This is a genomic window from Kosakonia sp. AG348 (assembly GCF_003337365.1).
Classification (GTDB): Bacteria; Pseudomonadota; Gammaproteobacteria; order Enterobacterales; family Enterobacteriaceae; genus Kosakonia.
Genome location: NZ_QPJR01000003.1, coordinates 1 through 16,313, shown reverse-complemented (window position 1 = coordinate 16,313; position 16,313 = coordinate 1). Strand labels below are relative to the sequence as shown.

Here is a 16,313-nt window from a genome sequence, read left to right as displayed (position 1 = left end):
AAAAATGACGGTTTTGTGACAGAAGCGAGGGTTTATCGGTTAGCGGGAAACGGCAGGCGCCGTTTGCGGGTTGCCCTGGCGTTTAGCCCACACAACCGAAGCAATTTTGAGCACTTCCGAGAGGACAAACAGCAAAATCGCCCCCCACGCAGCGGTAAAACCGGCAAAATGCATAAATAGTGGAATCAACGCCACTGAGCATTTTAGCGACAACACGCGGGCTATTTCCTGCACGATAAAGAAAATAGTCTGGATGTCTTTTTTAACAAAAAAAGACCAGGCAGAAAAAACCAGCGAAATAATCAGCGCGATATTAATAAAGAACATCGCCTGGATAATTACGCCCATCAATCCATCCACACCCAGCTGTGAATAATTGGTATAAAAACCGCTAATGTCGGAATAAAAAGGAACGTTACCGCCTTGCAGCGAAAAAAACAAATAACTGGTCAGTGCCAGCACGTCCATAATACCCCAAAAAGCAAAAATCTTATTTCTTAAATTCATAATCTTCATCCCTTACGCCTGGAATCCATTGCCATGATTTCCCCGATTGCGCCCAGGCATCATCACCCTCAAGGTATTTCTGATAAACGGTACGCTTTTCACCATAACGCCGGATCACCGAGCGATTATAGAGGATTTCTCGGGTATCCGACGAGACGCTCTCCGGTATTGGTGTCCATAGCTGAATTTTGTCTCGCGAGGTGTTCATATAATCTTTACCGTCGGAGCCAAATACGCGCCCTTGATCGCCCATACTGGTCGCCCGGTTGAGCATCATTACTGCGGCATTTTTGACGCCGTGGAAGTCTGTTTCGCTGGTTTTCCAGTAACCTGGGCCAAACTCCGGGGTCACCGGTACAAAGGTACTTCGGGTCGGGGCAGGTCGACCATGCATCGCCACACTGTCTTTAAATCCGTTCAAAATGGTTCTGATAAACACCGCGTTAAACGACAAGTCTTGGACGCAAAACAGTTCGGCGTTTTCCGCGATAAAGAACGGGTAATAGAAGCGGTTACGCGTGCTGACGTTCGGGCGCACCACCACCACCACGCCTTTATCCACCAGGCTATCAATATGTTTTTCTTTTTGATGACCAAGCGGGTCGTGCGGTAAACCATATTTAAAACCGTGATGCCGCTTAATCGTATAACCATCGATACTGCCCAAAATATTATTCGGGCTATTCTCGATGAAATATTCCTTTTTAATAATATTCTTCGCGATATCTGGCGCCAGGATATTCTCGTAATCCTTCGGCAAAAGATTTCTTTTTCTTATATCATAAATATCCATTTCATAATACCTAAGTTAAATTTATGACAATTAAATGAACCGCAAAAGAGGAAGCAATCTTGCCGTGTAGTCCGCCTCCATCATACGCATGAAGGGGAAGAAGGGTCTAAGAAAATATCCATTTTTAAGAATGTTCTTAGTTTCAATCTGTATTATGTTTGCTTCACGATAGTTTCGCGAAAATGAAATGGTGAAAAACCAGGGCATTTTAAAAAAATGCCCTGTTGTGATTAATCCGCGTCGTAACCTAAATTAGACGCCAGCCAGCGCTCAATTTCCGCCACCGACATGCCTTTACGCCGCGCGTAATCTTCCACCTGGTCACGCTGAATTTGCGCTACCGCGAAATATTTACTGTCCGGGTGGCTGAAATACCAGCCGGAAACCGATGCCCCTGGCCACATCGCGTAGGATTCGGTCAGTTTCATCCCGGTATGTTTTTCAACGTCCAGCAACTGCCAGATGGTGCCTTTTTCCGTGTGCTCCGGACAAGCCGGATAGCCCGGTGCCGGGCGAATACCCTGATAATTTTCACGGATCAACTCATCGTTGCTGAGGTTTTCGTTCGGCGCGTAGCCCCAGTACACTTTGCGCACCCGCTCATGCAGGTATTCCGCAAAGGCTTCCGCCAGGCGATCGGCCACCGCTTTCACCATGATTTTATTGTAATCATCGTGCGCGGCGTCATACGCTTGTGCTAACGCGTCCTCTTCAAGACCGCCCGTCACTGCGAATGCGCCAATGTAGTCCGCTTTGCCGCTCTGTTTGGGAGCGACAAAATCCGCCAGGCAGTAGTTCGCAAAACCGACTTTTTCCGTTTGCTGGCGCAGATGGCAACCTACTGTCAGTACCTGCGTGCGGGTTTCGTCGCGGTAGATTTCGACATCGTCGCCAACGCGATTAGCCGGGAAAAGCCCGACCACGCCGCGCGGGTTGAGCAGCTTTTCCGCGCTCAGTTTATCGAGCATCTCGTTGGCATCGGCAAACAGACGTTTCGCCTCTTCCCCCACCACCTCATCTTCAAGGATGCGCGGATATTTCCCGGCCAGCGACCAGGTCATAAAGAATGGTGTCCAGTCGATGTAATTGCGCAGTGTCTCGATGCTGGCAGTCACTTCCTGCACGCCCAGGCGATGCGCGACCGGCGGAGTATAACTTTCCCAGTCAAACGCGAGATCGTTCTCCCGTGCGGCCTGCAACGTGACTGGCGGCGTACGCGGTTTTTTCCGCGCATGCTGGATACGTACGGTTTCATACTCTTTGCGGGTACGGGCAACAAACTCATCGTGCTGCGTATCCGAAAGCAGAGCAGACACCACACCTACGGTACGCGAGGCGTTTTGCACATACACCGTCGGCCCACTGTAGTTCTGTTCGATTTTCACCGCCGTGTGCGCTTTCGATGTGGTCGCACCGCCAATCAGCAACGGAATGGTGAACCCCTGGCGTTCCATCTCTTTCGCCACGTTGACCATTTCGTCGAGCGACGGCGTAATCAATCCGGAAAGACCAATCAGGTCAGCCTTCTCTTCGCGGGCAGTTTTCAGGATTTTATCGGCGGGCACCATCACGCCGAGGTCGATAATTTCGTAGTTGTTGCATTGCAGCACGACGCCCACGATATTTTTGCCGATGTCGTGGACATCGCCTTTCACAGTGGCGATCACCATTTTGCCGTTGCTGCTGCCCTTCTCTTTGCTGGCTTCGATATACGGTTCCAGATACGCCACGGCCTGTTTCATCACGCGGGCGGATTTCACCACCTGCGGCAGGAACATTTTGCCCTCGCCGAACAGATCGCCCACCACGTTCATGCCGTCCATTAACGGCCCTTCGATCACCTCGATCGGGCGAGCGGCCTGCTGACGCGCCTCTTCGGTATCGAACTCGATAAATTCGGTGATGCCTTTTACCAGTGAATATTCGAGACGTTTTTTCACATCCCAGTTGCGCCACTCCGCCTGCTGCGCGTTCGCCCCTTCATCGGCGGCTTTGCTGCCGCGGTATTTTTCCGCCAGATCCAGCATGCGCTCGGTCGCATCATCGCGGCGGTTAAGGATGACATCCTCAACGCCGTCGCGCAGCTCGGCAGGCAAATCATCGTAAATCGCCAGTTGTCCGGCGTTGACGATGCCCATGTCCATGCCGTTACGAATGGCGTAATACAGGAACACGGCATGGATCGCTTCACGCACCGGGTCGTTGCCGCGAAACGAGAACGAAACGTTGGAAACACCGCCGGAAATCAGCGCATGCGGCAGTTCGCGTTTGATATCTTCACACGCGCCGATAAAGTCCTGCGCATAGTTGTTGTGCTCTTCAATACCCGTTGCCACGGCGAAGATATTCGGATCGAAGATAATGTCTTCCGGCGGGAAACCCACCTCTTCGGTCAGAATTTTATAGGCGCGACGGCAAATTTCGATTTTCCGCGCGCGCGTATCCGCCTGACCGATTTCGTCAAAGGCCATTACCACCACGGCGGCGCCATAACGCCGCACCAGCTTCGCGTGGTGAATAAATGGCTCAACGCCCTCTTTCATCGAAATCGAGTTAACGATGCCCTTACCCTGGATACATTTCAGCCCTTTTTCGATCACCTCCCATTTTGAGGAGTCGATCATGATCGGCACGCGGGCAATGTCCGGCTCACCGGCAATCAGGTTGAGGAAACGCACCATCGCCGCTTCGGCGTCGAGCATTCCTTCATCCATGTTGATGTCGATGATCTGCGCGCCGCTTTCCACCTGCTGGCGGGCCACGTCCAGCGCTTCGGCGTATTTCTCTTCTTTGATCAGGCGCTTAAATTTGGCGGAACCGGTGACGTTGGTACGTTCGCCAACGTTAACAAACAGGCTGTCGTCACCAATGTTGAGCGGCTCCAGGCCCGCAAGACGGCAAGCAACCGGCACCTCCGGTAGCTGACGCGGCGGCACGCCTTCGACCGCGCGGCTCATGGCGGCGATATGCTCTGGTGTGGTACCGCAGCAGCCGCCGACAATGTTCAGAAAACCGGCTTGCGCCCACTCGCCGATTTGCACCGCCATGGTGTCGGCATCGAGATCATATTCACCAAAGGCGTTGGGCAGGCCGGCGTTCGGGTGCGCGGTGACATAGCATTCGGCGATACGGGAAAGTTCCTGCACATACTGGCGCAGTTCATCCGGCCCCAGCGCGCAGTTCAGGCCGAAGGTGAGCGCATCGGCATGGCGCAGAGAGTTGTAAAACGCTTCGGTGGTCTGGCCGGAGAGCGTACGCCCGGAGGCGTCGGTAATGGTGCCGGAAATCATGATCGGCAGCTCAACGCCCAGCGCGTCAAACTCCGCTTTTACTGCAAAGATCGCCGCTTTGGCGTTAAGCGTATCGAACACGGTTTCGATCAGGATCAGATCCGATCCCCCTTCCACCAGCGCTTTGGTGGATTCGCGATAAGCGGTGACCAGCTGATCGAAAGTGATATTGCGAAACGCCGGGTCGTTAACGTCCGGTGAGATTGAGGCAGTGCGGTTAGTCGGGCCGAGCACACCCGCGACATAACGCGGTTTATCCGGCGTTTGCGCCGTCCATTTGTCGGCGCTGGCACGTGCCAGTTTGGCAGCAGCGAAGTTGATTTCCGCCGACAGGGATTCCATCTGGTAATCCGCCATGGCGATTGTCGTTGAGTTAAAAGTGTTGGTTTCGATGATATCCGCGCCCGCCGCAAAGTAGGCGTCATGGATCGCGCTTATCACCTCCGGCTTGCTGAGCACCAGCAAGTCGTTGTTACCTTTAAGATCGCAGGGCCAGTCGGCGAAACGCTCGCCGCGAAAATCCTGCTCACTCAGACGATAGCTCTGGATCATGGTGCCCATGCCCCCATCCAGAACCAGAATTCTTTTGCTTAACTGCCGCTTCAGTTGCTCAACTTTGCTGCTCACACGTGCTCCCGACAATGCTCAACCAGGCCAAAAGGCCAGCAGGACATACTGGCATAAAGTGGCAGAGCGGAAAAGCGACGCGGGGTGAACATGAGAGATGCTCACGTAACGCCACTAAGCCTGATAGCTGCACCAGCCCATAACCTTTTCAGTGCGATGACGGTTCAAGTTTTCAGGCCAGATTGCCGATGTATGCTAAAACCTTCTGCCCTCTTACAGGCCCACCTACTTACGGAACCTATTATGTCGTTTTTGACGTCTCTTTTTGGCCATAAGAAACCTCGCCTCACCGACCTGCAACTCAACATTGCCGGGTGGCAATTGTATGAAAGCGGTGACACCAGCATGGCATGGTCCACACCGGAACAAAGCGCGGTGCGCCTTCAGCTCCACGCCCCTGTGCAGTGGCCTTTCGCATTGCATGATATTGCCGCCGCCACACAGTATTGGCAGCAAGAAACTGCAAAGATTGGCGGCGCATTACTGGAGCTAACGGCGCTCGATATTCAGGGAATGGCGGCGTTGCAGGGCACGTTTAAATATCACGATCCCACACCGGGTTCACTCGGGATGTATTTTGTCGCGATTATCTGGCTCCCTGTAAAACAAGGCCTTTTCCAGATCAATGCTGAAGCGGTAGAAAAAGGGAACACCGGCTTTCGCGAAGCGGTGGTAATGGATTTACAACTTAAGCAGGGCAACATACCGCCCACTACTGACGAACCCGAACTTCTCGACTCTGCCGACGCGCTCTTCGCCAAATTGCGGGAAAGCGAGCTGCGTTGCCTGCCGAGCGACGATCGTCAATATGATGAGATGTTTCCGGAGCATCCACTGAGCCAGGTAAGACGAACCATTGCGCTTTGTGCTCAACATATACAGTTGGCGAAACACGTGCGCCAATAAAGAAGCTGTATCCGGCATTTTCGTTCTGTTTTGCGCGAACTCATCCGATCAGTCTGCCAGGGAGTTGCGTTATACTCAATCAAAACGAAAATGATTTCCACGATACAGAAAAAGGAGCCAGTCATGGCCACTTCCGTTCCCGCTAAACGAGGCAGAAAAGCCACAGCCCCGGCCGCTCCGGCGGGCGGGCAAGTCCAGTCATTGACCCGCGGCCTGAAACTGCTGGAATGGATTGCCGAGTCTCATGGCAGCGTCGCCCTTACCGAACTGGCGCAACAGGCCGGTTTGCCCAACTCGACCACCCACCGCTTACTCACCACTATGCAACAGCTAGGATTCGTTCGCCAGGTGGGCGAGCTGGGCCACTGGTCGGTAGGCGCGCATGCGTTTATCGTCGGCAGCAGTTTCCTGCAAAGCCGCAACCTGATGGCGATTGTTCACCCCATTCTGCGCAACTTAATGGAAGAGTCCGGCGAAACCGTGAATCTGGCGGTGCTGGATAAGAGCGACCATCAGGCCATTATTATCGATCAGGTGCAATGTACGCAGTTGATGCGCATGTCCGCGCCGATTGGCGGCAAACTGCCGATGCATGCTTCCGGCGCGGGAAAAGCGTTTTTGTCGCGCCTGAGCGATGAGCAAGTTGGCAGTTTGCTGCACCGCCAGGGGCTGCATGCGTACACCCATGCCACGCTGGTATCGCCGGTACACCTGAAAGAAGATCTCGCCCAGACGCGTAAACGCGGCTACTCCTTTGACGACGAAGAGCACGCGCTGGGACTGCGCTGCGTGGCGGCGTGCATTTTTGACGAACACGGCGAACCCTTCGCCGCGATTTCCATTTCCGGGCCTATCTCACGCATCACCGATGACCGCGTGACCGAGCTGGGCGCGATGGTGATCCGTGGCGCGAAAGAAGTGACGCTGGCGTACGGGGGAATGCGTTAACTTCCAAAAGGTTATATAGTGGACGTCCAATTTTTATCCACTCACCGGAATGACATATATGACCAAGGATGTTCACGATCGCCGTCCAGTAAAGACGCGCAATTCCGCCTGGGCGGCTTCGGCTGCCCGTTACCTGCGCCAAAAAGGCTACACGCCCAACACCATTTCCGTATTCAGTATTTTTTTTGCACTTCTCGCTGGTCTCTGTTTTCTTACCGTCTGGCACAGTGACAATACGCTGCTGCAACGCGGCCTGCTGCTATTAGCTATTGTCGGTATTCAGGGGCGGCTTATCTGTAATTTGCTCGATGGCATGGTAGCCGTAGAGGGCGGTCTGCGCAGCCCGGCGGGTGCTGTCTTTAACGAACTACCGGATCGCATTTCTGACAGCGTACTGTTCCTTGGCGCAGGCTACGGTCTGGTGCAAGTGACTGGAGGGGTTGAGCTGGGCTGGGCGGCGTCTTTATTTGCGCTTTTTACCGCTTATGTACGCTTGCTTGGCGGCACCTGCGGCCTGGCGCAACAATTTAGCGGCCCAATGGCCAAACAACACCGAATGGCGCTGCTGACTGCTGCGACGGTTATCGCCATCATCCTGCCGCAGTGGGGGGAGCTGCTGCTGCTCTGCACACTGGCGTTAATTGCCCTTGGCGCAGCCTGGACGACAGTGCGCCGTACCCGTCGAATCATCTCTACATTGAAGCAGGAGAAGGCATCATGAAGCTGCATTTTTCTGTCGATAAGACCATTGTCAGAGCCTTTTTCGTTATGCTTTGCCGCCTGTTAACCGGCGTGAAAGCTTTTTGGCGCACCTTGCCACAGCCGGATCGCGCCACCATTTATTACGCCAACCATAGCAGCCACCTCGATGGTCTGGTTATTTGGGCGAGCTTTCCACGTGCGTTGCGCAATAGCGTACATCCGGTCGCCGCGGCGGATTACTGGAACAAAACAGCGCTTCGTCGCTACCTTGCTACGCGCATTTTTAACGCCATTCTGGTTGAACGGAGTAGCCCGGCTTCAGCCGCCAAAGAGACGGTAAAGCAGCGCGATCCGCTACAACCGCTGATGGAAAAGCTGGGACAAGGCCATTCGTTGATCTTCTTTCCTGAAGGTACGCGCGGCTCCGGTGATGAAGTCGCCAGTTTTAAAAGCGGGCTTTATCACTTAACACAGCGCCTGCCAGCAGTGCAGCTGATCCCGGTGTGGCTGGAAAATATGAATCGTGTGCTGCCGAAAGGTTCACGTCTGGTGGTGCCGATTATCTGCACGGCAACGTTTGGCGAGCCATTGCCAGCAGTTACGGACGACGAAACGAAAAAGGAATTTTTAGACCGCGCCAGGTGTGCGCTGGAGGCACTTGCCCATGATTAATGTCGATTCCGATCTGCGCCTGCTACTGAGCGGGCTTTTCGGTCTGCTGACCGTCGCCAGTGTTATTGGTTTTTTGCTATCGCGCCGCTATCAAAACGCCACGATAGCTAACCTTAACGCGCGGATCCGCGCCTGGTGGTTGATGTGTACCGTTTCAGTCATCGCCATGCTGGTTGGCCCCATAGGTTCAGTTGTGCTGTTTGCATTGATGTCGTTCTTCGCGCTACGCGAATGTATCACTCTAATGCCCACTCGCCGGGGCGATCATGAAGCACTGTTTTGGTGTTTCTTTATCATTCTTCCGGTGCAATACGTGCTGGTTGGCATCCAGTGGTATTCGGTGTTTGTGATTTTTATCCCGGTCTACGCCTTCTTGTTTATTCCGGCACGAGTGGCTATCGCGGGTGATACACAGCACTTTCTTGAACGCAGCGCAAAAATCCAGTGGAGCCTGATGATGGCGGTCTACTGTGTTAGCCATGCGCCTGCGCTGCTGATGTTGTCCATTCCGGGCTACAGTGGTGAAAATATCAAGCTGGTGCTGTTTATGATGATTGTTGTGCAGATTTCCGACGTGCTGCAATACGTCTTCGGTAAGCTGTGCGGCAAGCGCCCTATTGTGCCGAAACTCAGCCCGAACAAAACGGTAGAAGGCTTTGTGGGCGGTATCCTCAGCGCCAGTCTGGTCGGCGCGGGGCTGTGGTGGATCACACCGTTTAACCCGTGGCAGGCTTTTGTTATTTCCCTGCTGATTACGCTGCTCGGCTTCCTCGGCGGTTTGTGTATGTCGGCGATTAAACGCGATCGCGGCGTGAAGGATTTCGGTGCAATGCTCGAAGGGCACGGCGGCATGATGGACAGGATTGATTCTCTCTGCTTTGCCGCCCCGATCTTCTTCCATGTGGTGAGATATTACTTCACCTGATTTACCCCGCCTGCCGCAGCGCGCCTGCGCCAAAGCGTACGCTGAAACGCTGGCGTTTGCGGTAGGCATAAACATCTTCGACATGCCCTTCGCGGATGCGCGCCTGCAATCCGCGCCAGTAATCGGCACGCAGTAGATCGGCATGCATCTCTTCGAATAGCGGACCGATTTCCGGATCGGCACACAACCAGTGGCGAAACTCCTGCGGGAAGACATCGCCTGGCGACACGCTGTACCACGGTTCGGCGCTAAGCTCATCTTCGGGGTAGCGCGGCGCGGGAATGTCGCGGAAATTCACTTCGGTCATGTAACAAATTTCGTCGTAATCGTAGAACACCACGCGCCCGTGACGGGTGACGCCGAAGTTCTTGAACAGCATGTCGCCGGGGAAAATATTGGCGGCGGCAAGCTGGCGAATGGCGTTGCCATACTCCTCTACCGCGTCGCGCAGTTGCTGACCTTTAACCTGCTCGAACCACAGATTGAGCGGCACCATACGCCGCTCAATATAGAGATGGCTGATGACGATGCGATCGCCGAGATCGGTGATTTTGCCTGGCGCTTGTTCCAGCAAAAGCGCCATGAGCGCCGGGGCAATCTGCCGTTTTTCCAGCACAAAGTTTTCAAACTCTTGTGTATCAGCCATACGCCCCACGCGGTCATGTTCTTTGACCAGTTGATAGCAGGCACGAACGTGCGCAGCGCTCATCTCTTTTTGCGGGGGAAAGACATCTTTTATCACCTTAAATACCCGGTCAAAACCGGGCAACGTAAACACCAGCATCACCATGCCGCGAATGCCTGGCGCTTCAATAAACTGCTCGTTACTGGCGTTGATGTAATTTAAATATTCGCGGTAACTTTCCGTTTTGCCGTGTTTCTGGCAACCAATCGCCATATACAGTTCAGCAGTGGTTTTACCGGGCAGGATCTCGCGCAGCCACTCGACTGTCGCGGCGGGCAGCGGGGCGTAAACCATAAAATAGGAGCGGGCAAAACCAAACACGATGCTGGCTTCCGCCGATGTGGTCAGACAGGTATCGACAAACAGCTCACCGTCATCGCTGCGGTGAAGCGGCAACAAGAACGGCAGCGTAGCCGACGGGGTAATAAGCTTGCCCACCAGCCAGGCAGCCTTGTTGCGGTAAAACAACTCGTTCGCCACCTGCAAGTGAGAGTGAGCAAGGGTTTCGCTGCCAAACGCTTCCTGCAAATGTGCGGTGATATAACTCACGTCACGCGCTTTATCCTGCCACGGCAGGCGCAGCGGCAAATCCGACAGCACTTTGGTCAACAGCGCTTCCCAGCCGCGTTCCGGCCAGAATGCTTTGGCTAACGGGCGTGGGATGGTGCGAAAGCGACGTTCCGGTTGCGAGCTAAAGATAAACAACCGTTCGGGCGTGAGAGAGCGGTGATCGAACAGCCGACAATAGACTGAATTAAAGAAACTTTCGGCGATTTCGAAGCGGGGATAATCCGGCAGCAGTTGCGTGTAGTGCTCTTTGACGCGCAGCAAAAACGCGGCGTCCGGGCTTTGGCTGTCGGTGATGCAACGCAGTTGCTCGACGACCAGACCAACATGGTGATCATAAAGGTGAATGCGCTGTTTCATCGCCTGCTGAACAGCATGCCAGTCGGCTTGTTCAAAGCGCTGTTGCGCGCCGGAGGTCACTTCCAGAAAACGACCATACTGGGCATCAAAGCCTTGCAGGATGGTTTGGGCAATCAACAGTTCCAGACCACGCGACATCGTATTCCCCAGGCATTAGCCCGGCAGGCAAATTGCTACCGGGCAGATTGACGATTAGAACTGAGCTTCTTCCGTTGAACCCGTCAACGCCGTTACCGACGAGGCGCCGCCCTGAATAATGGTGGTGACTTTGTCGAAGTAACCGGTACCCACTTCCTGCTGGTGAGAAACGAAGGTGTAGCCCTCTTTGCCTGCGGCGAACTCTGGCTGCTGCACTTTTTCGACGTAGTGCTTCATCCCTTCGCCCTGCGCGTACGCGTGGGCTAAATCGAACATGTTGAACCACATGCTGTGGATGCCCGCGAGGGTGATGAACTGGAACTTGTACCCCATATCTGACAGCTCCTGCTGGAAGCGGGAGATGGTGTTGTCATCAAGGTTCTTTTTCCAGTTAAACGACGGCGAGCAGTTGTACGCCAGCAGCTTACCAGGGTATTTCGCGTGGATCGCATCGGCGAAACGGCGCGCCAGGTTCAGGTCTGGCGTGGAGGTTTCACACCACACCAGATCGGCATACGGCGCGTAAGCCAGACCACGGCTGATCGCCTGCTCTATGCCCGCATGGGTGCGGTAAAACCCTTCGCTGGTGCGTTCGCCGGTGATAAACGCGCTGTCATACGGGTCGCAATCTGAGGTAATCAGATCGGCGGCATCGGCATCGGTGCGCGCCACCAACAGCGTCGGAACGCCCATTACATCCGCCGCCAGACGCGCCGCCACCAGTTTCTGCACCGCTTCTTGCGTTGGCACTAACACTTTGCCACCCATATGGCCGCATTTTTTCACCGACGCGAGCTGATCTTCGAAATGTACTGCCGCCGCACCGGCTTCAATCATCGATTTCATCAGCTCAAAGGCGTTCAGTACGCCACCAAAACCCGCTTCGGCATCTGCGACGATCGGCAGGAAGTAGTCGACAAAGCGCGGGTCACCCGGCTCAATACCGGAAGACCACTGAATTTGATCGGCGCGACGAAACGTATTATTGATGCGTTCAACCACTGACGGCACGGAGTTTGCCGGATAGAGCGACTGGTCCGGGTACATGCTGGCGGCGAGGTTAGCATCTGCCGCCACCTGCCAGCCGGAGAGATACACCGCTTCGATTCCCGCTTTCGCCTGCTGCAGCGCCTGCCCACCCGTCAGCGCGCCAAGGCTGTTGATGTACCCTTTTTTCGATTCGCCATGCAGCAAGCGCCACATTTTCGCCGCGCCCAGTTGCGCCAGCGTGCATTCCGGATTGACCGAGCCGCGTAACTTCACCACATCTTCCGCGCTATAAGGGCGGCGAATGCCTTCCCAGCGCGGCTGCGTCCACTCTTTTTGTAATTCTTCGACTTGTTGGGTACGGGTTTTCATATACAGATGCTCCATATTCTTCTCCTGGCTCGCCAGGCGTTATTGGTGAAGGCAGTTTGGCCACGACCAGCGCACGAAAACCGCAACGTGCTGGTGATACGTAAGGATGTTGAGCACTGTCCAGGGCCAAATTGGCGAACAAAATAGTCCGGGCGATTACGCCAGCAGGCGGTAGCCAGGCAACGTTAAGAAGTCGATCAGCTCATCAGAGGTGGTGATCTGCTCCATCAGGCGCGCGGCATCGTTAAAACGCCCGCTGCTGAAACGGTGCTCACCCAGCTCTTCCTGAATAACCAGCATCTCTTCGGCCAGCATCTGGCGGAACAGCGCTTTAGTGACCGGCTTGCCGTTGCTCAGCGTTTTTTCGTGGTGGATCCACTGCCAGATTGAGGTACGGGAGATTTCCGCCGTGGCAGCATCTTCCATCAGCCCGTAGATCGGCACGCAGCCATTGCCGGAGATCCACGCTTCGATGTACTGCACCGCGACGCGGATATTGGCGCGCATGCCCTCTTCGGTGCGCTCGCCTTCACAAGGTGCCAGCAGATCTTCTGCGGTGATCGGCGCATCGTCTTCACGGCTGACAAAGAGTTGGTTTTTGTGTTCGCCCAGCGCAGCGTTGAATACCTCCATGACCGTATCGCCAAGACCCGGATGCGCAATCCAGGTGCCATCGTGGCCGTTATTCGCTTCGAGCTGTTTATCGGCTTTTACTTTGTTCAGCACCCAGTTGTTACGTTCGGTGTCTTTGCTGGGGATGAACGCCGCCATACCGCCCATCGCGAAAGCGCCGCGACGATGGCAGGTTTTGATCAGCAGACGTGAATAAGCACTGAGGAACGGTTTATCCATCGTCACCACCTGGCGGTCAGGCAGCACGCGATCCGGGTAGTTTTTCAGCGTTTTGATGTAGCTGAAGATGTAATCCCAGCGTCCGCAGTTCAGGCCAACAATATGGTCGCGCAGCGCGTGCAGGATCTCATCCATCTGGAATACCGCGGGCAAGGTTTCAATCAACAGCGTGGCTTTGATGGTGCCGCGCGGCAAATTGAAACGATCCTCGGTAAAGCTGAAGACTTCGCTCCACCATGCAGCTTCTTGCCATGACTGCGTTTTCGGCAGGTAGAAATAGGGGCCGCTGCCTTTGGCGAGCAGGTTTTTGTGGTTGTGGAAAAAGTAGAGCGCGAAATCGAACAGGCTGCCCGGAATGGCCTCGTCGCGCCAGGTGACGTGTTTTTCCGGCAGGTGTAAACCACGCACACGGCAAACCAGCACCGCCGGGTTTGGCTTCAGTTGGTAGATCTTACCCGCTTCATTGGTGTAGCTGATGGTGCCGTTGACGGCATCGCGCAGGTTGATCTGCCCGTCGATCACTTTGTCCCAGTTTGGTGCCAGCGAATCTTCAAAATCCGCCATGAACACCTTCACATTGGCATTCAGCGCGTTGATCACCATTTTGCGCTCAACCGGCCCGGTAATTTCAACGCGACGGTCCAGCAGATCGTCGGGAATTCCCCGGATCGTCCAGTCACCTTCACGAATGGAAGCTGTTTCCGAAATAAAATCAGGCAACGTACCGGCATCGATCTGTTGCTGCTGATGCACGCGCGCGGCCAGCAGTTGATTGCGCTTTGGCGTAAAGCGGGTGACCAGCTCGCTCAGGAATTCTACGGCTGCCGGGGTGAGAATCTGCTTCTCTTGTTCACCGTGCGGTCGCGTAAAGGCCAGTTCATCGGTTGTTGTCGCCTGTTGTGTCATGGTGCGATTCCTCTTTTTTGCAGCAAAGACATTTCCCAATGCCAACGAAGATCGGGTGTGCAGTTTTCGTTCAGCAGGATCAATCCTGGCTAATAATTTTTACAAAATCAAAAACAATTTCCATTTTTAAATTAAAATGCAAATAACCATTTGATAAAAAAGAGGTTATAGTTTTATTGTGTTGAGAAGTGATTTTCGCAAATAAAAAAGGCACCCGAAGGTGCCTGTAATAAGGGGCTGAAACGCTTAATCCAGCGTCGGATTCATATGGCTCAGATCGTATGGCGTGATCTGGTAGACGTAGTAGTTGAGCCAGTTGATAAACAGCAAATTGCCATGGCTGCGCCAGGATGCTCGTGGTTTATTCTGCGGATCGTCATGAGGAAAATAGTTGTGCGGTAGCGCCGGACTTAGCCCGGCATCCACATCGCGGAAGAACTCGTCTGCCAGTGTGTTGGCATCATATTCCGGATGGCCGGTAACGAAGGCGATACGTTTGTCTTTGCTGGCGAACAGGTAGGCGTCGCCCTCTTCCGTCTGGGCGAGGATCTCTAAATCGGTGTAGTCGCGGATCAATGCAGCCGGGAAATCGGCGTAACGCGAGTGCGGTGCCAGAAAAACATCATCAAAACCACGCGTCAGCAACGCGTGAGGATGAAGGATGTGGTGTTCGTATACGCCGGAGAGTTTTTCGGTGCGGGTCTGTTTGGGGATGCCATAAAGGATGTTTAACGCGGCTTGTACCGCCCAACAGACAAACAGGGTGGAGGTGACATGATCTTTTGCCCACTCCAGAACTTGCTCGATTTGCGGCCAGTAGGCCACGTCGTTAAATTCAACTAAGCCTAATGGCGCACCGGTGACGATCAGGCCATCGTAGTTTTCATCACGGATGTCATCGAAATTACAGTAAAAGGTATTGAGGTGCTCGGCCGGTGTGTTGCGTGATTCACGCGAGTCGATACGCAGCAGGCGCACATCAACTTGTAGCGGTGAGTTTGACAGCAAGCGCAGGAACTGGTTTTCCGTCTCAATCTTCTTTGGCATCAGATTGAGGATCAGCACCTTCAGCGGGCGGATTTCCTGCACTGTTGCGCGCGATGTCGTCATCACAAAGACATTCTCATCACGCAAGAAATTGACGGCTGGCAGCTCGTCCTGCACCCGAATCGGCATATCTTATACCCTCACTACATACGTTTAAACGTTTAGACATCCAGATAGCCGAAGATACCCAGGAATCGGCAAAATGTCGAGTCCGCAAGTGAAAGGTGAGAAAGTTTCACGTCGCGGCCTGTGTAGCATTGATATTAGCTAATGATTTTCGGTTTGTTATCGCGCTGAGAGGGAGGCATTTTCGATTGGCTCAGTGCTGCCAGCACGTGTTGATCGCTAAGCGGTGTCTGACTGGCAACGACCTGCGGGTAACGGCATCGGCCTTGCGAAGCGCCAAAAGTCATTTCAAGAATGGCGCGCTCTTCGACGGGCGATAAGCCGCCTTCATTCATTTCCAGCGCATGCGCGAGGATAGCTAAACGCCCCATGCCCGGAAGTGCGTGCCAGAATGCGCGCGGTGCAACTTGCAGAATCAAATCTTGTAATAGCTTTTCCGCCGGGAAAAAGTCTGCGATGAGTATTCGCTGGTTGCTGAAGGTTTGGCTACCCGATACCTGCTGTTGAGTCTGGAGGTTACGCACAACCATGCGATTTTTATAAAGCTGGGCATACAGAACGATCATTGAGATGTCCTTTAGCGATAAATGGAGCTGAAACAATAGCAAAAAAGCCGCGGGCTTTCGCATGAGGCTTTGTTCCGGACAGGCAGTCACGTCTTTTGTACACTGGCTCCGGAGGCAGGCTGCTTTTTCCGTCACGCACAGAGGGCTGCTGAAAACCGGTGACCGGCAATCAGCATCGCAGGGTGTGAGTTCGCAGCGTAAAAACGCAAAAAGGCCATCCGTCAGGATGGCCTCTTCACTTGTTTGATGCCTGGCAGTTCCCTACTCTCGCATGGGGAGACCCCACACTACCATCGGCGCTACGGCGTTTCACTTCTGAGTTCGGCATGGGGTCAGG

13 protein-coding genes and 1 rRNA gene are annotated in these 16,313 nt (G+C 54.1%); 5 read left to right on the top strand and 9 right to left on the bottom strand.

Going from position 1 to position 16,313, the window contains the following annotated elements; translation table 11 throughout:
- Positions 1–39: 39 nt before the first annotated feature.
- The 3 genes from DFO56_RS07130 to metH all read right to left on the bottom strand — a co-directional run bounded on the left by DFO56_RS07130 (position 40) and on the right by metH (position 5,217).
- Positions 40–507, bottom strand: a complete 468-nt coding sequence (locus DFO56_RS07130) for a hypothetical protein (protein ID WP_045511880.1) — start codon at positions 505–507, stop codon at positions 40–42.
- Positions 491–1,300, bottom strand: a complete 810-nt coding sequence (locus tag DFO56_RS07125) for a hypothetical protein (protein WP_233500386.1) — start codon at positions 1,298–1,300, stop codon at positions 491–493. The genes DFO56_RS07130 and DFO56_RS07125 overlap by 17 nt, the downstream gene beginning before the upstream one ends.
- A 230-nt stretch (positions 1,301–1,530) precedes the next feature.
- The gene (gene metH, locus DFO56_RS07120; protein WP_045511677.1) at positions 1,531–5,217 is read right to left on the bottom strand and encodes a methionine synthase; all 3,687 of its coding nucleotides are present in this window, start codon (positions 5,215–5,217) and stop codon (positions 1,531–1,533) included.
- A 243-nt stretch (positions 5,218–5,460) separates the two neighbouring features.
- Between metH and DFO56_RS07115 the strand changes: the two genes are divergently transcribed.
- The 5 genes from DFO56_RS07115 (at position 5,461) to DFO56_RS07090 (ending at position 9,370) form a co-directional block, all read left to right on the top strand.
- Positions 5,461–6,123 (top strand): hypothetical protein, encoded by a 663-nt coding sequence (locus DFO56_RS07115; RefSeq protein ID WP_045511675.1) that lies wholly within the window; start codon positions 5,461–5,463, stop codon positions 6,121–6,123.
- A 123-nt stretch (positions 6,124–6,246) separates the two neighbouring features.
- Positions 6,247–7,071, top strand: a complete 825-nt coding sequence (gene iclR, locus DFO56_RS07105; RefSeq protein WP_020456083.1) for a glyoxylate bypass operon transcriptional repressor IclR — start codon at positions 6,247–6,249, stop codon at positions 7,069–7,071.
- A 58-nt stretch (positions 7,072–7,129) separates the two neighbouring features.
- Positions 7,130–7,792: a CDP-alcohol phosphatidyltransferase family protein gene (locus tag DFO56_RS07100; protein WP_045511673.1), complete on the top strand. Its 663-nt coding sequence runs from the start codon at positions 7,130–7,132 to the stop codon at positions 7,790–7,792.
- Positions 7,789–8,445 (top strand): 1-acyl-sn-glycerol-3-phosphate acyltransferase, encoded by a 657-nt coding sequence (locus DFO56_RS07095; protein ID WP_045511671.1) that lies wholly within the window; start codon positions 7,789–7,791, stop codon positions 8,443–8,445. Before DFO56_RS07100 ends, DFO56_RS07095 begins: the two co-directional genes overlap by 4 nt.
- Positions 8,438–9,370, top strand: coding sequence for a phosphatidate cytidylyltransferase (locus DFO56_RS07090; protein ID WP_045511668.1), 933 nt, complete (start codon positions 8,438–8,440; stop codon positions 9,368–9,370). The genes DFO56_RS07095 and DFO56_RS07090 overlap by 8 nt, the downstream gene beginning before the upstream one ends.
- 1 nt (position 9,371) lies before the next feature.
- Here DFO56_RS07090 and aceK read toward each other — a convergent pair whose 3' ends face one another.
- The 6 genes from aceK to rrf form a co-directional block, all read right to left on the bottom strand.
- A complete protein-coding gene (gene aceK / locus DFO56_RS07085; protein WP_045511665.1) occupies positions 9,372–11,120 on the bottom strand; it encodes a bifunctional isocitrate dehydrogenase kinase/phosphatase in 1,749 nt (582 codons plus the stop codon).
- Positions 11,121–11,174: 54 nt separating this feature from the next.
- Positions 11,175–12,479, bottom strand: a complete 1,305-nt coding sequence (aceA, locus tag DFO56_RS07080; protein WP_045511877.1) for an isocitrate lyase — start codon at positions 12,477–12,479, stop codon at positions 11,175–11,177.
- Positions 12,480–12,635: 156 nt separating this feature from the next.
- Positions 12,636–14,237 (bottom strand): malate synthase A, encoded by a 1,602-nt coding sequence (gene aceB, locus DFO56_RS07070; RefSeq protein ID WP_020456079.1) that lies wholly within the window; start codon positions 14,235–14,237, stop codon positions 12,636–12,638.
- 246 nt (positions 14,238–14,483) lie between these two features.
- Entirely contained in the window at positions 14,484–15,413 is a 930-nt protein-coding gene (gene metA / locus DFO56_RS07065; RefSeq protein ID WP_020456077.1) for a homoserine O-succinyltransferase, read from the bottom strand.
- A gap of 134 nt (positions 15,414–15,547) precedes the next feature.
- On the bottom strand, positions 15,548–15,976 hold the full coding sequence (locus tag DFO56_RS07060; RefSeq protein ID WP_045511662.1) for a YjaA family stress response protein: 429 nt from the start codon (positions 15,974–15,976) through the stop codon (positions 15,548–15,550).
- Between the two features lie 248 nt (positions 15,977–16,224).
- Positions 16,225–16,313 (bottom strand): 5S ribosomal RNA (rrf, locus tag DFO56_RS07055); the annotation flags it as partial.